Source organism: Lysobacter soli (genome assembly GCF_003382285.1).
Taxonomy (GTDB): Bacteria; Pseudomonadota; Gammaproteobacteria; order Xanthomonadales; family Xanthomonadaceae; genus Lysobacter_J; species Lysobacter_J soli.
On sequence record NZ_QTJR01000011.1, the window covers coordinates 15,846 to 34,704 of the forward strand.

Here is an 18,859-nt window from a genome sequence, read left to right on the forward strand (position 1 = left end):
CCGATTCAGGCTTCCGGCCTTGCTGGTTTCACTTGTCACGATCCGATAACCGGTAGTTAACGCGTCTTTCACTTTTCTGTTGAGGGGGTTAGGATCGGGTTAAGCCTTGCCGTTTTTGGCGTCTGATTTGACTCCGTCGGCTGGGCCCCATGGGAAGTACCACCTGAGTTTTTCGGAGAGAGAGATGACCTTGAAGACCACCCAGCTCCGCGACGCGATCACCTTCGCGCTCGCCGTGGGCTCTACTGCGGCGGCCGGTACCGGCATCGCCTTCGCCCAGGAAGGCGAGAAAGCCACGACCCTCGATCGCATCGAGGTGACGGGTTCGCGCATCAAGCGCGCCGACATCGAAACGTCCCAGCCGATCTTCTCGCTGAGCCGCGACGACATCACGGCGCAGGGCCTGACCTCCGTCGGCGACGTGATCCAGAACATCACCGCCAACGGTTCGACGCTCAACAGCACCTTCAACAACGGCGGTAACGGCGAGACGCGCGTCAGCCTGCGCAACCTCGGTTCCAACCGCACCCTGGTGCTGGTCAACGGTCGTCGCTGGATCGGCGGCACGGGCCTGGGTGGCGCGGTCGACCTCAACACCATCCCGTCGGCAGCCGTCGAGCGCATCGAAATCCTGAAGGACGGCGCCTCCACCATCTACGGTTCGGACGCCATCGCCGGCGTGGTGAACGTGATCCTGCGCCAGAACTTCGAAGGCGCCGAAGCCAACGCCTACATCGGCCAGTTCGACAAGGGCGACGGCGAGCGCCAGGCGTACGACTTCACCATCGGCACGAGCGGCGACCGCTTCTCGGCGATGCTGGGCTACGGCTACGTCAAGGAGGAGCCGGTCATGGCCGGCGACCGCTACATCTCGAAGGAGCCGACCTACACGACCGGCAACTTCTTCGGTTCGGGCACCAGCCCGAATGGTCGCTTCGCTCTGTGCCCGGGTGGTTACAACATCACCACCAACACCTGCACCGGCGGCCAGACCAACTTCAATGGCGGCGCTGGCACCTTCACCTACGACGGCGCAGGCACCCCGGCCCGTCCGTACGTGCCGGGCGTGGATGCGTACAACTTCGCTCCGGAAAACTACCTGCTGACGCCGCAGGAGCGTCGTTCGGTGTTCGGTAACGCGTCGGTCGACATCACCGACAACGTCCGCTTCAAGACGACCGTCACCTACAACGAGCGCGTTTCCGAGCAGCTGCTGGCCGCCATGCCGGTCGTGCTGGGCTCCGCCCCGGGCGCGACGCCGCTGGCGCAGGACGTCTTCATCAGCCGCAACAGCATCTACAACCCGTTCGGTGCCGACGTCTCGCGCATCAACCGCCGCATCACCGAGACCGGCGGTCGTTCGTTCAACCAGGACGTCCGCACGTTCGCGATGAACGCCGGCTTCGAAGGCACGCTGAACTTCGGCGACAACTACTACGACTGGGAAGCGGGCTACTTCCGCGGCCAGAACAAGGCGAACAACACCACCTACGGTCTGTTCAACCTGATCGCGCTGGGCCAGGCGCTCGGCCCGTCGTTCCGCGACGCCGACGGCACCCCGCGCTGCGGCACGGCGACGGCTCCTATCGCCGGCTGCGTTCCGATGAACATGCTGGGCGGCGTGGGCGGCATCACGCAGGACATGCTCGACTTCGCCAGCTTCACCGCGCATGACGAGTACAGCTACACGCAGAAGAACTACTACGCGAACTTCAGCGGCGACCTGTTCGACCTGCCGGCTGGCGCGCTGGGCTTCTCGGTTGGTGCCGAACACCGCACCGAAGAGGGCTACGATTCGCCGGACGCGCTGATCAACTCGGGCAACACCACCGGCAACGCGCGTACCGCGACCGCCGGCGGTTACAAGGTCGACGAGGCCTACATCGAACTCGCGATCCCGGTCCTGGCCGACCAGCCGTTCGCCAAGCTGCTCGACTTCTCGGTGGCCACGCGCTACTCGGATTACTCGAACTTCGGCGACACGCTCAACAGCAAGTTCGGTTTCCGCTGGAAGCCGATCGAAGACCTGATGGTTCGCGGCAACTGGTCGGAGGGCTTCCGCGCTCCGTCGATCGCCGAGCTGTTCGCCGGTCAGGCCGACTCGTTCCCGAGCCTGGCCGATCCCTGCAACACGGCCAACTACAACACGCAGACCACCGTCGGTCAGGCGCAGTGCCGTGCCGAAGGCGTTCCGGCCGGTGGCTACCGCCAGGACAGCGCGCAGATCCGCATCACGGTCGGCGGCAACCCGAACCTGCTGCCTGAGAAGTCCGAGTCGTACACATTCGGCTTCGTGTACAGCCCGCACTTCGTCGAAGGCCTGGACGTCTCGCTGGACTGGTGGAAGATCACGCTGGAAGACCAGATCACCACCATCGGTGGTGCGACGATCATCCAGCAGTGTCTGGATTCCGGCGGCGCCGGTCCGACCTGCGATCTGTACACGCGTAATCCGGCCGGCGACATCAGCACGCTGCTCAACACCACCACGAACATCGGTGGTACGCGCGTTGAGGGTTACGACCTGACCGTCGGCTACAGGCTGCCGGAAACCCCGTGGGGCAAGTTCAGCTTCACGTGGGATACCACGTACCTGGCCGAGCAGATGGACGACATCGACGGCGACGGCCGTTACGGCGAGGACAACCAGCGTGAGCCGGCGATCGGCCAGCCGTTGAACTACAACGAAGGCGGCAACCTGGTCGGCGAATACGCGCAGAACGACAACAAGTGGCGCATCCGTTCGAACCTGGCCACCCGTTGGGAAATGGGCGACTTCGGCGCGACCTGGAACATGCGCTTCTACTCGCGTCAGGACGAAGTCTGCGATCCGGGCTTCGAAGAGTACGGCTTCGGTTACCTCTGCACCGAGACCGACCGCTTCGTCGGCGTCCCGACGGACGCGAACGCCAATGGCGTCTGGGACGGCACGGCCGGCGGCGACACGATCGAGTCGCAGAAGGAAAGCCAGCACCACATCGGCGGCACGACGTACCACGACGTGAGCGTTTACTGGAACGCGCCGTGGAACGCCAAGATCTCGGTCGGTATCAACAACGTGTTCGACAAGAACCCGCCGATCGTGCTCAACGCCTTCGCCAACACGTTCGACCCGCAGTACGAGGTCCCGGGCCAGTTCTTCTACATGCGCTACTCGCAGAAGTTCTGATCGGTACCAACGGCACTTGCAACACAACTACGGCCCCGAAAGGGGCCGTAGTTTTTTGCGAGCGTTTCAGAAATGAAACAATGCGCGTTCAGACTGTTGAAGATTAACAACACTTTAAGTATTCGCTCCGCGGGTCTACCATCGGGCCCGACCTTGCCGGACTTGGCGTGGTTGTTTGCTCCGCCCGGCGTGGTTCCCATGGGAACAACTTAGACCGACTTGGAGAGAGCGATGATCTTGAAGACAACAAAGCTCCGGGACGCAATTCGCGTAACGCTCGCACTGGGCACCACGACTGCGGCCGGCATCGGCGCAGCACAGGCCCAGGACCCTGCTCCCGCCCCCGCCCAGGAAGCGACGACCCTCGACCGCATCGAAGTCACCGGTTCGCGCATCAAGCGCGCCGACATCGAGACTTCGCAGCCGATCTTCTCGCTCAGTCGCGATGACATCACCGCGCAGGGCCTCACTTCCGTCGGCGACGTGATCCAGAACATCACCGCCAACGGTTCCACGCTCAACACGACCTTCAACAACGGCGGCAACGGCGACACCGGCGTCAGCCTGCGCAACCTCGGCGCGAACCGGACGCTGGTGCTGGTCAACGGCCGCCGCTGGGTCGGCGGCGCATCCGGCACCGGCCTGGGTGGCCAGGTCGACCTCAACTCGATCCCGACCGCGGCCGTCGAACGCGTCGAAGTGCTGAAGGATGGCGCCTCGGCGATCTACGGTTCCGATGCGATCGCAGGCGTGGTCAACATCATCCTGCGCCAGAACTTCGAAGGCGCCGAAGCCAACGCCTACATCGGCCAGTTCGACAAGGGCGACGGATTCCGCCAGTCGTACGACTTCACCATCGGCAGCACGTCCGACCGCTTCGCGGTGATGCTGGGCTTCGGCTACGTCAAGGAAGATCCGGTGATGGCGGGCGACCGCTACATCTCCAAGGAGCCGATCTACACCACCGGTGCGGCGCTCGGCGGCAGCTCGACGACGCCGAACGGCAACTTCTCGGTGCGCTTCGGCGAGTGCTTCACGGACCCGACCGATCCCGACACCGCCACGCGCTGCCGTCCGAACGGCACGCCCGGCAGCTTCACCTACGATCCGGGTGCAGGCGCGGCGAACTGGCGCAACTTCACCGGCGCCGACATCTACAACTTCGCGCCCGACAACTACCTGCTGACGCCGCAGGAACGTCGGTCGGTCTTCGGCAACGCGTCGGTGGACATCACCGACAACGTGCGCTTCAAGACCACGCTCACTTACAACGAGCGGCAATCCGAACAGTTGCTCGCGGCGATGCCGATCACGCTGGGCGTGCCGGTCACCGGCACCAACGCCGGCAACGTCGTCATCAGCGCCGACAGCATCTACAACCCGTTCGGCGAAGACATCGACTGGGTGCAGCGCCGTGCAGTGGAAACCGGCGGTCGTCGCTTCAGCCAGGACGTGCGCACCTTCGCGATGAACGCCGGCTTCGAGGGCACGCTCAACTTCGCCGACAAGTACTACGACTGGGAAGCGGGCTACTTCTACGGTCGCAACAAGGCCAACAACACCACCAACGGCCTGTTCAACGTGATCTCGCTGGGCAATGCGCTGGGACCGTCGTTCATCGATGACGAAGGCGTGCCGACCTGCGGAACGCCCGATTCGCCGATCGCCGGCTGCGTGCCGATGAACATGCTGGGCGGCGTGGGCAGCATGACGCAGGACATGCTCGACTACGCGACCTTCGTCGCGCACGACGAGTACAGCTACACGCAGAAGACCTACTACGCCAACATCGGCGGCGACCTGTTCGACCTGCCCGGCGGCCCGCTCGGCTTCTCAATCGGCCTCGAACACCGTACCGAGGAGGGCTACGACTCGCCCGATGCGCTGATCAACTCCGGCAACACCACCGGTAACGCACGCACCGCCACCAACGGCGGTTACGACGTGGACGAGGCGTACCTCGAACTCGCCATCCCGGTGCTCGCCGACGTGCCCGGCGCGAAGCTGCTCGATTTCTCGGTCGCCACGCGTTATTCCGACTACAGCAACTTCGGCGACACGCTCAACAGCAAGTTCGGTTTCCGCTGGAAGCCGATCGAAGACCTGCTGGTCCGCGGCAACTGGTCCGAAGGTTTCCGCGCGCCGTCGATCGCCGAACTGTTCGCCGGCCAGGCCGACTCGTTCCCGCAGGTCAGCGATCCCTGCAACCAGGCCAACTTCGGCAACCAGACGCCGCCGGCGCAGGCACGCTGCCAGGCCGAAGGCGTACCCGCGGGCGGCTACGCACAGAACAACACGCAGATCCGCATCACCGTCGGCGGCAATCCGAACCTGCTGCCGGAGAAGGCCGAATCGACCACGGCGGGCCTGGTCTACAGTCCGAGCTTCGTCGAAGGACTCGACGTTTCGCTGGACTGGTGGAAGATCAAGATCGAGGACGCCATCACCACCGTCGGCGCGACCGCGATCATCCAGCAGTGCATCGACTCCGGCGGCACCGGCGCGACCTGCGATCTGTACAGCCGCCAGCCCGGTGGCGAAATCCTCACCCTGCTCAACACCACGACCAACATCGGCGGCACGAAGGTCGAAGGCTGGGATATGACGGTGAGCTATCGTCTGCCCGAGAACTCGTGGGGCAAGTTCAGCTTCACGTGGGACACGACCTACCTGTCGGAATTCCTCAACGACAACGACGGCGACGGCATCTACGGCGAGGACATCTTCAAGGAACCCGCGATCGGCTCGCCGATGGCGGCGAACGAAGGTGGCAACCTCGTCGGCGAATACGACGGTCCGAACCTGCTCAACTACTGGCGCATCCGTTCGAACCTCGCGGCACGCTGGGAGAAGGGCGACTGGGGCGCGACGTGGAACGTGCGCTACTACTCCGACCAGACCGAGCCTTGCCAGACCTTCGAGGATTACGGCTACGGTTGGCTGTGCACCACCACCGACCGCTTCCGCAGCATCCCGACCGACGCCAACGGCAACGGCACCTGGGACGGTACGGCCGGCGGCGACGACTTCACCGTCGTCGCGGCGAACGAGCACCATGTGGGCGCCTCGACCTTCCATGACGCGAGCCTCTACTGGAACGCGCCGTGGAATGCGAAGGTGACCGTCGGCATCAACAACATCTTCGACAAGAACCCGCCGATCGCGTACACCGCCTTCGCCAACTCGTTCGATCCGCAGTACGACGTGCCGGGACGCTTCTTCTACTTCCGGTATTCGCAGAAGTTCTGATCCTTCCCCGCGAAGGTTCATTCGCAGCGGCCCCGCAAGGGGCCGCCGCTTTATCCGGGACGCGCCGACCGGGCTAAACTCGGCATTCCCAACGCGCCGCAGCGATCGCATGAGCTTCGAGATCAGCCCCGTCTTCTCGGTCCCCTTCGCGCAGGACATGCTGCCCGACGCCGCGGCGCTCAACCCGCAATTACGGGCGCTGATCCTGGCGCGCGAATCCGAAGGCGCGCGCTACGCCAATCCGAATCCGTCGCTTCAGCAGCAACCGGGCGTGTTCGAAAGCGACTTCAACCTCTTCGCCTGGCCGGACGCCTGCATCCAGCAGCTTCGCCAGTTCTGCTGGACGGCGCTCGGCCGCACGATCGCCGATCTGAACGGCTACAGCGCCGAAGAAATGAAGCGGCTGCAGATCTTCTCGCACACGTGGTTCCACGTGACGCGCAAAGGAGGGTTCACGATCAACCACACGCATCCGATGGCCTCGTGGTCCGGCGTGTACTGCGTGGATCCGGGCACGACGCCGGCCGATCGCCCCGATTCGGGCGTGCTGCGCTTCCACAATCCGCACCATTACAGCAACTACTTCCTCGACGCCGGCAACGCACGGCTGCGTGCTCCGTATCACCACGGCACGTGGAACGTCCGCTTCCAGGCCGGGCAACTTGTTTTGTTCCCGTCCTGGTTGCAGCACGAAGTGATGCCGTTCTTCGGGGACGACGAACGCATCACCATCGCGTTCAACTGCTGGTTCGGGATGAAGAACGGCTGATGCCGGCGTACTGCCGCTGATCTGCAAAGGCATCAAAAAAGCCGCAAAAAATGCGGCTTTTTTGCTTTTTCGCACCTGCCTCGACGCACTCATTCCAATCGAAGCGTCGCATCTCCCGAGAAGCTTTCGATCGACACGTCGCCATCGCCGTTGCCGTAGCGGTGGTCGAAGCTCGAACCCGGACCGTGCTTGGGACGATTGATCTGCGCGCCCGGTGCGGCCAGGTCGCCGCTGAAGCTTTCGCCGCGCACGTTCGCCGACAGGTTCTTCGGCAGCGTGAGGTCGAGGTCGCCGCTGACGGTTTCCAGCGTGACGCGCCCGTTGTTCGCCAGCGCGGTGTTGATGCGGATGTCGCCCGACACCGTCGAACCGGACAGCTTCTGCACGCGCGTGTTGAGCGTGCTCACGTCGACGCGGCCCGACACGGTTTCCACGCGCACCTCGCCGTCCAGGCGGCCGCGCAGGTTGAGGTCGCCGCTCACCGTTTCGGCGCTGACACGGCTGGAGTTGACGGTGAGCATCAGGTCGCCGCTGACGCTGTCGAAGTCGGCTTCGCGCGGTGCGGCGGCGACGGTCACCTCGCCGCTGACCGAGTCGATGGACAACTCGTTCGACGCGACGCCTTCGACGTTGACGTCGGCGGAGACCACGTCGATGTCGAGGTCGGCGCGGATCGGCACCATCAGGCGCAGGTCGGTCGGCTCGCTCTTGTCGCCGCCGCCGAACACGCCCATGCCGCTGCGGTTGGGATACTTCACGCGGATGCTGAGGTGTTCGCGGTCGCCGTCGATCTCCAGGCGCTCGACGCCTTCGCCGAGGCTGCCTTCGATCTTCACTTCCGGCTTGTCCCAGGCGCGCACTTCGACGCTGCCCTTGACGTTCTCGATCTCGACCCGGCCACGCGGGTCCAGCGGACGCGACTCGTTGATCGGCGTGGCGGCGAAGGCGCCGTGCGCCGTCAGCAGGGCCAGGCCGAATGCGAGGCGTTGGATGTGGGCGCGGGTCATGGACGTTCTCCGGGAATCAGGCTTCGGTTCTTGGGTGGTGAAAGTGGTCAGCGGCATCTGGATGGCACCGGTCATGCGTAGGCGACGCGTTGCGCCAGTGCGAGGCGCCGTGCGTAGGTCTTGCGGAGCTGTTCGAGCAGCAGGCGCGAGTTCGGATCGTGCGCCAGCGCGTCGAGGATCAGCGCGGCGTTGCGGTCGAGTTCGTCGAACGCCGGCTGCAGTTCCGCCGGCGGCCGGCCCGTACCGACTTCGATCATCGCGGCCTGGTACTGGCGGCGCATGCCCTGGGCTTCCAGCTGCACGAGCGTGTCGCGCTGCGCGGTCGCGGTGCCGGGAAGCGCCGGGCCTTCGCCACCGCTGCGCCACAGCCCGACCATGCCCACGGCGAGCACGAGGGTGGCGGCCATCGCGACCGGCGCGATCCAGCGCGGACGCTGCTTCTGCACCTGGCGCGGCTGCGCCTGGATGCGCTCGGCGATGCCGGCCCAGAGGTCGCGCTCGGGCGCTTCGTCGCGGCGCATCGCCCGCAACTGCCAGCGCAGCGCATCGGGGAGGTCGTCGCGACCGGTGTTTTCGGTGTGGTTCGTGTTCATGCGTGTGCCTCCAACCGGTCGCGCAGCAGGTTGCGCGCGCGGTGCAATTGCGCCTTCGAACTGCCGACCGCCATGCCGAGTTCGGCGGCGATCTCCTCGTGCTTCCAGCCTTCCACGTCGTACAGGACCAACACCGCCCGGGCGCGCGGCGGCAGGCTGGCGACGGCGCGTTCCAGGTCCATGGACAGCGCGGTGGTATGTCCGGCCGAATCGGCACTGCCGATCAAGTCGAAAACTTCTTCGTCCGAGTCGCCCTCGTCCTGCGGGCGGCTGCGGCGGCTGCGCAGTTCCATCAGCGCGGTGTTCACGGCCAGCCGGTGCAGCCAGGTCGAGAACGCCGACTCGAAGCGGAACGCCGGCAGCGCCTGCCATGCGCGCACGAAGGCTTCCTGCGTCAGGTCCTCCGCGCGGGCGCCGTGACCGCCGACCAAGCGGGCGATGACGCCATGGACGCGCCCGGCATGGCGGCGATACAGCGCCTCGAAGGCGCGCATCTCGCCGCGCGCGGCCGCCGACACGAGGCTGCGTTCCTCGCTGCCGTCGTCCGGGACGGCGGGGGCATCGGTCAGGCTTTCGGTCACGACGGTCAGCATGTCCATATGGATGCGCCGGACGGGGCGCGGGTTTAAGGGGACGCCTGCGGCTCGCGCCAGGGCGCCAGGGCCTCGAGCAGCGGCCCCAGCTTGTCGACGTACGGGGCCCAGGCCGCCTTGCGGTCCTTGATGATGCCTCCGCGCATCTGCGGGCTGCTCGCGGTGGCCACGGCGCCGGGGCGGTCGAGCGTGGTCGCGGCCGTGTCCCACGGCAGCTCGCAGAAGGCGAGGACCCGGCGCATCGCGCCCTCCGGATCGGCGACCAGCTCGTCGTAGCGCACGTCCAGGATCCGGCCCGGCATCACCGCGTGCCAGTGCGCCATCAGGCCGCGGTACTGGCCGTACCACTCGGCCAGCTCGCGCTGGTCGTAGGAGAAGGTGTTCACGTCGGAGAACATCGTGCGCAGGTTCGAGAAGCACGTGTCGACCGGGTCGCGCACCATGTGCAGGATCCGCGCATGCGGCAGCGCGCGGGCGATGAAACCCAGGTGGAGGAAGTTCGACGGCAGCTTTTCGGTGAGCACCGCCCTGCCCTTCGCGCGCGCCGCCGTGTGTTCGAGGAAACGACGCCCGAGCGCGGCGTAATCGACCTTGTCCGCCCGGCGCACGAGTTCGGCGTCGAGCACGCCGCGGCTGCGGTAATCGGCGAAGTAACGCATCTGCGAGGCGAACGAATACGTCTCGCCGCCGTCGGTGACGTCCGGATGCCCGCCGAGCAACTGTTCCAGGAGCGTGCTGCCGGAGCGGTGCATGCCGACGACGAACACCGGACGGTACGGCGCCGGTTCGTCTGCATGCGCATGCCCTGCGGCGACGAACCCGGCATCGCACAGCTTCGCCAGGCCTTCGTACATGCGTCGCGCATCGGTGCGATCGTGCGGCGACAGCTGGCGCTTGGTGCGGCAGGCATGTTCCAGCGCCTGCCACGACTCGTCGTACGCGCCGATGTCGTGGGCCTCGTTGTGCACGGCGTAGGCGAGGTACACGCGGCTTTCGCTGCCGGCCGGGACGCGCGAGATGAGCGCCTTCATGCGCGCGACGTGGTTGTGCTCCGGCGTCTGCTTGCGCAGGCGCGAGAGCACCCAATGCGCCTGCGCGTACGTCGGCAGGATCGCGATGCACTGTTCGAGTTCGTCTTCCGCCTGCTCCATCTGGCCGAAGAACATGTGCACCACCCCGCGGAAATAGCGCGCCGGCGCGTGGCGGGGATCGCGTTGCACGGCGAGGTCGAGCAGCTGCATCGCGAGCTCGTTCTCGCCGCTGGTGCTGACGAGCATCGCCACTTCGGTGAGCCATGCCGCCGAGCGACGTTCCTGCCAGCGAGAATGCGCCAGGCACTCCATCAGCAGCGCAGGCTCGTTGAACAGCCGCAGCGCACGCGCGAGGTTGAGCACGGCCTCGTCGCCCTGCGGGCGCGCGGCGAGCGCGCGCACGGCGTACTCGCGCGAATCGCGATAGCGCCCCAGCGACAGCGCCATGCGGGAGGCACGCAGCATCGCCATGACGTGGTTCGGATCGTGTTCGAGCACGCCGTCGTACGCCGTCAGCGCGGCCGCCCATTGGCCCTGTTTCGCATAGGTCTCGGCGCGCTGCCAGAGCGTTGCGGCGTTCATGTCCAGTCCCGTGGCGGTTGCATGGGCAGCGGCGATCCCAGGTGCGGCAGCACGAAGCGCTGCGCCCAGTCGCGGGCGCGTGCGAGTTCAGCGCCGAAGCGTTCATGGACCATGCGCGCTTCCCGTGCGCGTTGCTCCGCACTGTATTCCACCGACATCGCCTTCGCATTGCGATGGGCGACCTCGCGCGCGCGAAGGCGCAGCGTGTCTTCCGGCGACGGCATCCGCCACCAGCGCGCGCAGTCGACGACGACGTTCTCGGGATCGTCAGCGAGGGTCGCGAAATCGAGCACGCGCACGCGTTCGCCGAAATCGCGCACGAGCCCGGCGAGCAGATCGCGCTGCGCCACCCATTGCAGTGCGACCGCGCACAGCAGGTCCGGCGGCTGCAACGCCTGCGCCGGAAGGCGCTGATGGAGCGTTCCGGCGCTCAGCGCGCGCCCGGCGAGTTCCGGTACTTTTGCCTGCGTTTCCGGGGTTTTCTTGATGTTGGAGACGAGGAAATCGTCCAGGGTCGAGGTCAGCAGCACCGCGCGGCTTTCGGGGGATGCACGCAGCAGCTCCGGCGCGATGTTGAGCGCCGCGTGCGTGGCCTTCACCAGTACGCTGCCATCGGGCGTCCACGGACGCGACAGCAGGCGCACCGTCGTGTCGCACAGCCCGTCGATCGACCAGCCCGAATGACGTGCATCGCCGAGGCGCCGCAGCACCAGCGGTTCCTTGAGCGCAACTTGGTAATCCGGCACGTGGACGGCGCGCGCGAGCAGCGTCGAGCCGCAGAACGAGGTGTGGAACAGCCAGGCCGGCGGGCGCTGTGACGGCAACGCGGCGAAACGGTCGGCCGGCACGTGCTCGATCGACGCGAGCGTCGCGTCCAGTCGCGTGTCGAGGAAGGTTGAGCGTTCGAGCACTTCGACGTCGAGCATCGCCATGTCGAAACGACGTTGCGGCACGTGAAGGTCGACGGGAAACCAGCGCGCATCAGTCGCGCGCACCGGCAACGTTGCATCGAAGCTCGCCGTCTCCACGCGCCCTCCCGGGATGGTTGCCTGCTCGGGTGCGTCAGGCGGGAGCGCGCTGGCGCTCGAACTTGATCGCGAACGTGTACCGCGGCGCGTAGCAGATGCGGTTCGGCGGCCGACCGACGTGCTTGATCGCGCCGTCGAAGATCACCAGCCGGCCCGGGCGCGGCTGCACTGCCGCAGCGACTTCGTCGTTGGCGTCGAAAAACATCGTCTCGCCGCCCCATTCCAGGTCCCAGTGCTCGCACAGGTACCACAGCGCGGTGAGGTCGTGCTGGTCCGGGAGGCAGTCGGTGTGGCTGAAAAGCATGTCGCCGAAGGTCGCGACGTTGGTGTACGCGCGGTACGGGCGGTAGCCGTACTCGCGCGTGGTGAAGCCGAGCACCGCACGCGCGGTGACGTCGAAAATAGGCTGCTGCACGAGCGCTTCGAGCTTGATTTCGGTCGCCCAGTGCTTGTGCTCGGCAGTTTCCGGCCGGGCGACCTCGGTGCGCGTGAACGCGGCCTTGGCCAGGCCGCGCACGTAATCGGCCACGTTGGGAAGGTGGCCGTCGAACACCCGCAGCGGGCGGCCGTCGATCTCGAATTCACGACTGGCCGCGAGCGCGGCGGGGTTCGGTGTCATGCAGGCCTCAGTTCTGCAGCGCCTTCGCGATGCGCTGCTGTTCGTCCTTCAGCGCCTGCGGCATGCGCGGACCGTATTCGTCCAGGTAGTCGCCGATGCTCGCGAATTCGGCTTGCCAGCCTTCGCGCTCGAAACCGAACAGCTTGGCGCGTGCTTCGTCGGTGAGTTCCACGCCGTCGAGGTTGATCTCGTCGTCCTTCGGCAGGTGGCCGATCGGCGTTTCGACCGAACCGGCTTCGCCCTTCACGCGCTGGATCATCCACTCCAGCACGCGCAGGTTCTCGCCGAAGCCCGGCCACAGGAATGAACCGTCGTCGCCCTTGCGGAACCAGTTGACGTGGAAGATCTTCGGCAGCTTTGCGCCGGCCTGGTCGAAGGAGAGCCAATGCGTGAAGTAGTCGGCGAAGTTGTAGCCGCAGAACGGCTTCATCGCCATCGGATCGCGGCGCATCACGCCCACTGCACCGGTTGCGGCAGCGGTGGTTTCCGAGCCCATCGCGGCGCCGACGAGCACGCCGTGCGTCCAGTCGCGGGCTTCGAACACCAGCGGCACCAACGACGGACGACGTCCACCGAAGACGATCGCGCTGATCGGCACGCCGGCGGCGTTTTCCGCTTCGGGCGAGTAGCTCGGGCACTGCCTGGCGCTCACGGTGAAGCGCGAGTTCGGATGCGCGGCCGGGCCCTTGGCCGCGTCGTACGCGTTGCCACGCCAGTCGGTGACCGGCTGCTGGCCGTCGTCGAGGCCTTCCCACCACGGCTGGTTGTCGGCGGTGACGCCGACATTGGTGAAGATCGTGTTGCTCTGGATCGACTTGAGCGCGTTCGGGTTCGACTTGGCCGACGTGCCCGGCGCGACGCCGAAGAAGCCGGCCTCCGGATTGATCGCGTACAGGCGGCCATCGGCGCCCGGGCGCATCCAGCAGATGTCGTCGCCCACCGTCCAGACCTTCCAGCCGTCGGCGCGGTAACCTTCCGGCGGAATCAGCATGGCCAGGTTGGTCTTGCCGCACGCGGACGGGAATGCCGCGGCGATGTAGTGCGTTTCGCCCTGGGGATTTTCCAGGCCGAGGATCAGCATGTGTTCGGCGAGCCAGCCTTCCGAACGGGCCTGGTGCGAGGCGATGCGCAGCGCGTGGCACTTCTTGCCCAGCAGCGCGTTGCCACCGTAGCCCGAACCGAACGACTTGATCGTCAGTTCTTCCGGGAAATGCATGATGAAGCGGCGCTCCGGATCGAGTTCGCCGATCGAATGCAGGCCGCGCACGAACTTCCCTTCGCGCTCGATGCGCGCCAGCGGAGCCGCGCCCATGCGCGTCATGATGCGCATGTTCGCCACGACGTACGGGCTGTCGGTGATTTCCACGCCGCAACGCGACAGCGGCGAATCGATCGGGCCCATGCAGTACGGGATCACGTACATCGTCCGGCCCTTCATGCAGCCGTCGAAGAGCGCGTCCATCTTCGCGTGACCATCTGCCGGCGCCATCCAGTGGTTGTTCGGGCCGGCGTCGTCCTGCTTCGTCGTGCAGACGAAGGTGAGGTGTTCGACGCGGGCGACGTCGTCCGGATGCGAGCGGTGCAGGTAGCTGTTCGGGTGCGTGGTCTCGTTGAGCTTGATCAACGTGCCGTCGGCCTGCATCTGCGCGATCAGCGCGGCGTTCTCGGCATCGCTGCCATCGCACCAGTGGATGGCGTCGGGCTTGGTCAGCGCGGCGACTTCGGCGACCCACGCATTGAGCGCGGCGAGCTTGCTGCCTTCGCTCCCCGGGGCGACGGCAGGTTGTTTGGCGACGTCATGGGAAATGGCATTCATTGCGGAACTACCTCCAGCGGGGGCCGGCTTTATGGGAAATCTGGCTGACGATCGGGCTCATGCTGAAGGAATCAGCGTGGCCATCATGTGCTCGACATAGGCCTCGAATTCGTCGTGCTGCATGCGCGCCTGGTGCAGCTGCAGGTTCAGCTGCAGGAAGCCGACATAGGCGGCGTACAGCAGACGCGCGCGGTGCTGGGCGTCGGTACGGCTGAGCCCGGCCTGGCGGAACGATGCGGTGAGGTACTCCAGGCGACGCTCGGACACGCGTCCGATTACCGGCTGCACCGCCGGATGGTCCAGCGCCTTGAGCAGCTCGGAATAGATGACGTGCGACTTGAATTCGTGCGCGACCAGCGTGAACAGCGCGCGCAGGCGCTCGCGCGGGTCGGAAATGGGTTCGAGCTGTCCGAAGACGGTTTCCTGCTCGACCTTCTCCCAGCGCTCCAGCGCCGCGACGAGCAGCGCATCGCGGGACGGGAAATGCCAGTAGAAGCTGCCCTTCGTCACGCCGAGCCGGCGCGCGAGCGGTTCGACCGCGACCGCGGCGACGCCCTGTTCGGCAATGAGGTCCAAGGCGGCCTGGGCCCAGTCGTCGGCGCTCAGGCGGCCGGTGCGTTCAGGCGCGGATCGTGCCTGTGCCGTCCTCTCGCCGGTTGCGCGTTCGCCGGGACGGTCCTGTCCGGCTCCTTCGTGCTTGGTCTGGGCGTCTGAGCTCATGGTTTCCAGTTTAACCATACGCCAGCGGCGGGAACAGTATGCAGGCCGTCAAGAACCCCGAAAGAAGGCATGAAGGCGAGCCGGTCTGGCAAAGGTGCGGTTGACAGTAGCGCGGCGATCTTACCATACTCGCCCGTATGGCAAGCGTTTGATGCGCGCGCTTGAATGCCGAGCGGTAAACGGGATGTTCCCGGAAAGGCACCTGCGCATCGCCGCGACCCGACCACACTTACCTTTAATACGTACCGCCGCACCGCTGCTGGAGCGCTGTCATGAGCATCGCGATTCCCTTCATTGCCTTCCTGCTGGTCGGCGCCATCGCCGCCTACCACCGCCTGCGACTGCCGGTCTGGGCGGCGCTGACCGCCACCGCGCTGGTCGCCTGCTGGCTGCTCGGCGCCAACGGCACGGCCACCGTCGTCGCCGCCATCGTCACCGCGGTGATCGCGGTGCCGCTGCTGCTGCCGCAGTTCCGCCTGCCGTTCATCACCAAGCCGCTGCTGGGCTTCTACACGAAGATCCTGCCGCCACTGTCGGAAACCGAACGCGTCGCGCTGGAAGCCGGCACCGTCGGCTGGGAAGGCCAGCTGTTCTCCGGCAAGCCCGATTGGGACGTGCTGCACAACCAGCCGCGCCCGACGCTGAGCGCCGATGAGCAGGCCTTCCTCGACGGCCCGGTCGAAGAGCTGTGCAAGATGATCGACGACTGGCAGATCACCCACGTCGACGCCGACCTCTCGCCGGAGCTGTGGGATTTCATCAAGAAGAACAAGTTCTTCGGCATGATCGTGCCGAAGGAATACGGTGGCCTGGGCTTCACCGCGCTGGGCAACCACAAGGTGATCCAGAAGCTGGCGTCGATGTCCTCGGTGGTGTCCTCCACCGTCGGCGTGCCGAACTCGCTCGGCCCGGCCGAGCTGCTGATGCACTACGGCACGCAGGAGCAGAAGGACCACTACCTTCCGCGCCTGGCCGACGGCCGTGAAGTGCCGTGCTTCGGCCTGACCGGCCCGTGGGCCGGTTCGGATGCGACGTCGATCCCCGACTACGGCATCGTCTGCATGGGCGAATGGAACGGCGCGCGCGTGGTCGGCGTGAAGCTGACCTTCGACAAGCGCTACATCACGCTCGCCCCGGTCGCGACGCTGATCGGCCTGGCGTTCCGCATGTACGACCCGGAAGGCCTGATCGGCGACAAGCAGGACATCGGCATCACGCTGGCACTGCTGCCGCGCGACACCGCCGGCGTCGAGATCGGCCGCCGCGCGATGCCGCTCAACAGCCCGTTCCAGAACGGCCCGATCCGCGGCAAGGACGTCTTCATCCCGCTCAGCCAGCTCATCGGCGGAGAAGCCTACGCCGGCAAGGGCTGGCAGATGCTGGTCGAATGCCTGTCGATCGGCCGCTCGATCACGCTGCCGTCCACCGCGTCGGGCGGCTCGAAGTTCGGTGCGGTCGTCACCGGTTCGTATGCGCGCATCCGCAAGCAGTTCGGCCTGTCGGTCGGCCGCTTCGAGGGCGTGGAAGAAGCGCTGGCCCGCATCGGCGGCAATGCGTACACCATCAGCGCGCTGGCCGAAGCCTCGGCCGCTGCCGTGGCGCGTGGCGAGTTGCCGGCGGTGCCGTCGACCATCTCGAAGTACCACTGCACCGAGCTGGGCCGTGAAGTCGCGCGCGACACGATGGACATCATCGGCGGCAAGGGCATCATCCTCGGCCCGCGCAACTTCGCCGGCCGCAACTGGCAGGCCGCGCCGATCATGATCACCGTGGAAGGCGCGAACATCATGACGCGCTCGCTGATGATCTTCGGCCAGGGCGCGATCCTGTGCCATCCGTGGGTGCTGAAGGAAATGAAGGCGGCGACGCTGCCCGATCCGGCCGAGCGCCTGCGCGAGTTCGACCGCAATCTGTTCGGCCATATCGGCTTCGCGATCTCCAACGCCGTGCGTTCGTTCTGGTTCGGCCTGACGTCGGCGCGCCTGGGCAAGGCGCCCGGTGACGCCTACACGCGTCGCTACTACCGCAAGCTCAACCGCTATTCGGCGGCGCTGGCGCTGTGCGCGGACACCTCGATGCTGCTGCTCGGCGGCAAGCTGAAGTTCAAGGAATCGCTGTCGGGCCGCCTGGGCGACGTGCTGAGCAACCTGTACATCGCCAGCGCGCTGCTCAAGCGCTACCAGGACGAAGGCTGCCCGGTCACCGACCAGCCGCTGCTGGCGTGGTCGATCCACAACGCGACGTTCAAGATCGAGAAGGCGTTCTCCGGCGCGCTGCGCAACTTCCCGATCCGTCCGGTCGGCTGGCTGCTGTGGGCGCTGGTGTTCCCGCTGGGTCGTCGCGCGCAGTACCCGAGCGACCGCCTGGGCCACAAGGTCGCTTCCCTGCTGATGTCGCCGAACGAAGCGCGCGATCGCCTCGGCAAGGGCGTGTTCCTGACGCCGACCGCCAACAACCCGGGCGGCCGCATCGCCAGCTACCTGCAGAAGGCCGTGCTCGCCGAGCCGGTGGAGCGCAAGTTCCTCAAGGCGCTCAAGCAGAAGGGCATCGAGGCGCACGATTTCGCCTCGCAGCTCGAGGAAGGCGTGCGCGAAGGCTGGATCACCGCCGACGAGCGCCGCCAGCTGGAAGAGCTGCGCGAGCTGACGATCGACACGATCAGCGTCGACGACTTCGATCCGTCCGAGCTGCGCGCCGCCACCTCGGAGATCGGCAAGCGCGACAGCCGCTACGCCGCCTGAGGCGACGCGATCTGAAACCAACGACGGCGGGCATGTCCCGCCGTCGTCGTATCCGGCCACTGGAACACGTCCGCCATGTCCACGCCCCTGCTCTCGCTGTATCGCAAATTCACGCGCTGGCCCGCCGGCCGCTGGCTGTTCTCGCGTGCGATCTGTTTCAAGGCGCCCTACTTCGGCACGATCGCGCCGCGCATCGTGTCGCTGGAGCCGAACCGCTGCGAGGTGCGCATCGCCGACCGCCGCCGCGTGCACAACCACATCGGCACGGTGCACGCGATCGCGCTGTGCAACCTGGCCGAACTCGCCGCCGGCGTGATGACCGACGCGACGCTGCCCGCGTCGATGCGCTGGATTCCCAAGGGCATGACGGTCGAATACCTGAAGAAGGCAACCGGCACGATGCACGGCGTCGCGACGCCGGATGTTCCGTTGGTCGAATCCACGTCGGGTTACGAACTGCCCGTCACCGTCATCGTGAAGAACGACGCCGGCGAAGCGGTATTCCGCGCGTCGATCGCGATGTGGGTGTCGCCGCGGAAGTAAGTCTTCCGCGTCAGCCGACGAACCACAGCGCGGCCAGCGCAAGCAGCGCCGGCACGGCCTGCACGACGAAGATCCGCTTGTTGACCGTCGCCGCGCCGTAGACGCCGGCTACGACAACGCACGCGAGGAAGAACGTCGCCACGTCTCGGCGCTCGCCGATGATCGACCACACCAGGCCCGCGGCGAGGAAGCCGTTGTAGAGGCCCTGGTTCGCGGCAAGGACCTTCGTCGATTCGGCCTTCTCGCGCGTGAGGCGGAAGACCTTCATGCCGAGCGGGCGCGTCCAGAGGAACATTTCGAGCACGAGGAAATACGCGTGCAGGAGTGCGACGAGGGCGATCAGCAGCAGCACAAGCATGGACATTCCGATTCTCCGCGTGACTGCTTCTGGAAGCCGTC

Annotated in this window: 14 protein-coding genes; 5 read left to right on the forward strand and 9 right to left on the reverse strand. The window is 66.2% G+C overall.

Annotated features, from left to right (window positions below; all coding sequences use genetic code 11):
- Window positions 1–184: 184 nt before the first annotated feature.
- The 3 genes from DX912_RS14140 to DX912_RS14150 all read left to right on the forward strand — a co-directional run bounded on the left by DX912_RS14140 (window position 185) and on the right by DX912_RS14150 (window position 7,187).
- Window positions 185–3,169 (forward strand): TonB-dependent receptor domain-containing protein, encoded by a 2,985-nt coding sequence (locus DX912_RS14140; RefSeq protein WP_115843378.1) that lies wholly within the window; start codon window positions 185–187, stop codon window positions 3,167–3,169.
- A gap of 231 nt (window positions 3,170–3,400) precedes the next feature.
- Window positions 3,401–6,418: a TonB-dependent receptor domain-containing protein gene (locus tag DX912_RS14145; protein WP_115843380.1), complete on the forward strand. Its 3,018-nt coding sequence runs from the start codon at window positions 3,401–3,403 to the stop codon at window positions 6,416–6,418.
- 109 nt (window positions 6,419–6,527) lie between these two features.
- Window positions 6,528–7,187: a TIGR02466 family protein gene (locus DX912_RS14150; protein WP_115843382.1), complete on the forward strand. Its 660-nt coding sequence runs from the start codon at window positions 6,528–6,530 to the stop codon at window positions 7,185–7,187.
- Between the two features lie 89 nt (window positions 7,188–7,276).
- On the opposite strand, the gene DX912_RS14155 is transcribed toward DX912_RS14150, so the two are convergent.
- The 8 genes from DX912_RS14155 to DX912_RS14190 form a co-directional block, all read right to left on the reverse strand.
- Entirely contained in the window at window positions 7,277–8,194 is a 918-nt protein-coding gene (locus DX912_RS14155) for a DUF4097 family beta strand repeat-containing protein (RefSeq protein WP_181902841.1), read from the reverse strand.
- A 71-nt stretch (window positions 8,195–8,265) separates the two neighbouring features.
- The gene (locus DX912_RS14160) at window positions 8,266–8,787 is read right to left on the reverse strand and encodes a hypothetical protein (RefSeq protein ID WP_115843386.1); all 522 of its coding nucleotides are present in this window, start codon (window positions 8,785–8,787) and stop codon (window positions 8,266–8,268) included.
- A complete protein-coding gene (locus tag DX912_RS14165; RefSeq protein ID WP_232338446.1) occupies window positions 8,784–9,386 on the reverse strand; it encodes an RNA polymerase sigma factor in 603 nt (200 codons plus the stop codon). The genes DX912_RS14160 and DX912_RS14165 overlap by 4 nt, the downstream gene beginning before the upstream one ends.
- A gap of 26 nt (window positions 9,387–9,412) precedes the next feature.
- Window positions 9,413–10,993: a tetratricopeptide repeat-containing sulfotransferase family protein gene (locus DX912_RS14170; protein WP_115843388.1), complete on the reverse strand. Its 1,581-nt coding sequence runs from the start codon at window positions 10,991–10,993 to the stop codon at window positions 9,413–9,415.
- Window positions 10,990–12,021, reverse strand: a complete 1,032-nt coding sequence (locus tag DX912_RS14175; RefSeq protein WP_115843390.1) for a hypothetical protein — start codon at window positions 12,019–12,021, stop codon at window positions 10,990–10,992. Before DX912_RS14175 ends, DX912_RS14170 begins: the two co-directional genes overlap by 4 nt.
- Before the next feature lie 34 nt (window positions 12,022–12,055).
- Window positions 12,056–12,640, reverse strand: a complete 585-nt coding sequence (locus DX912_RS14180) for a 2OG-Fe(II) oxygenase (RefSeq protein WP_115843392.1) — start codon at window positions 12,638–12,640, stop codon at window positions 12,056–12,058.
- A 7-nt stretch (window positions 12,641–12,647) separates the two neighbouring features.
- Window positions 12,648–14,456: a phosphoenolpyruvate carboxykinase (GTP) gene (locus DX912_RS14185; RefSeq protein WP_115843394.1), complete on the reverse strand. Its 1,809-nt coding sequence runs from the start codon at window positions 14,454–14,456 to the stop codon at window positions 12,648–12,650.
- Between the two features lie 57 nt (window positions 14,457–14,513).
- Complete coding sequence (locus tag DX912_RS14190) at window positions 14,514–15,176, reverse strand: TetR/AcrR family transcriptional regulator (RefSeq protein ID WP_115843397.1); 663 nt, start codon at window positions 15,174–15,176, stop codon at window positions 14,514–14,516.
- A gap of 272 nt (window positions 15,177–15,448) precedes the next feature.
- Here DX912_RS14190 and DX912_RS14195 point away from each other — a divergent pair, with 272 nt between their 5' ends.
- Both DX912_RS14195 and DX912_RS14200 read left to right on the forward strand, forming a co-directional pair.
- On the forward strand, window positions 15,449–17,917 hold the full coding sequence (locus tag DX912_RS14195) for an acyl-CoA dehydrogenase (protein WP_115843399.1): 2,469 nt from the start codon (window positions 15,449–15,451) through the stop codon (window positions 17,915–17,917).
- Between the two features lie 75 nt (window positions 17,918–17,992).
- The gene (locus DX912_RS14200) at window positions 17,993–18,460 is read left to right on the forward strand and encodes a hotdog fold domain-containing protein (protein WP_115843401.1); all 468 of its coding nucleotides are present in this window, start codon (window positions 17,993–17,995) and stop codon (window positions 18,458–18,460) included.
- Window positions 18,461–18,470: 10 nt separating this feature from the next.
- Here the strand turns inward: DX912_RS14200 and DX912_RS14205 are convergent, their stop codons facing one another.
- The gene (locus DX912_RS14205; protein WP_115843403.1) at window positions 18,471–18,824 is read right to left on the reverse strand and encodes a DUF1304 domain-containing protein; all 354 of its coding nucleotides are present in this window, start codon (window positions 18,822–18,824) and stop codon (window positions 18,471–18,473) included.
- Window positions 18,825–18,859: the final 35 nt, after the last annotated feature.

Excerpts from the sequence above, each read along its gene's own strand:
- DX912_RS14150 (WP_115843382.1), top strand. The coding sequence starts at position 6,528 with ATGAGCTTCGAGATCAGCCCCGTCTTCTCGGTCCCCTTCGCGCAGGAC.
- DX912_RS14200 (WP_115843401.1), top strand. The coding sequence starts at position 17,993 with ATGTCCACGCCCCTGCTCTCGCTGTATCGCAAATTCACGCGCTGGCCC.
- DX912_RS14180 (WP_115843392.1), bottom strand. The coding sequence starts at position 12,640 with ATGACACCGAACCCCGCCGCGCTCGCGGCCAGTCGTGAATTCGAGATC.
- DX912_RS14160 (WP_115843386.1), bottom strand. The coding sequence starts at position 8,787 with ATGAACACGAACCACACCGAAAACACCGGTCGCGACGACCTCCCCGAT.
- DX912_RS14165 (WP_232338446.1), bottom strand. The coding sequence starts at position 9,386 with ATGGACATGCTGACCGTCGTGACCGAAAGCCTGACCGATGCCCCCGCC.
- DX912_RS14205 (WP_115843403.1), bottom strand. The coding sequence starts at position 18,824 with ATGTCCATGCTTGTGCTGCTGCTGATCGCCCTCGTCGCACTCCTGCAC.
- DX912_RS14170 (WP_115843388.1), bottom strand. The coding sequence starts at position 10,993 with ATGAACGCCGCAACGCTCTGGCAGCGCGCCGAGACCTATGCGAAACAG.
- DX912_RS14185 (WP_115843394.1), bottom strand. The coding sequence starts at position 14,456 with ATGAATGCCATTTCCCATGACGTCGCCAAACAACCTGCCGTCGCCCCG.
- DX912_RS14155 (WP_181902841.1), bottom strand. The coding sequence starts at position 8,194 with ATGACCCGCGCCCACATCCAACGCCTCGCATTCGGCCTGGCCCTGCTG.
- DX912_RS14190 (WP_115843397.1), bottom strand. The coding sequence starts at position 15,176 with ATGAGCTCAGACGCCCAGACCAAGCACGAAGGAGCCGGACAGGACCGT.
- DX912_RS14195 (WP_115843399.1), top strand. The coding sequence starts at position 15,449 with ATGAGCATCGCGATTCCCTTCATTGCCTTCCTGCTGGTCGGCGCCATC.
- DX912_RS14145 (WP_115843380.1), top strand. The coding sequence starts at position 3,401 with ATGATCTTGAAGACAACAAAGCTCCGGGACGCAATTCGCGTAACGCTC.
- DX912_RS14140 (WP_115843378.1), top strand. The coding sequence starts at position 185 with ATGACCTTGAAGACCACCCAGCTCCGCGACGCGATCACCTTCGCGCTC.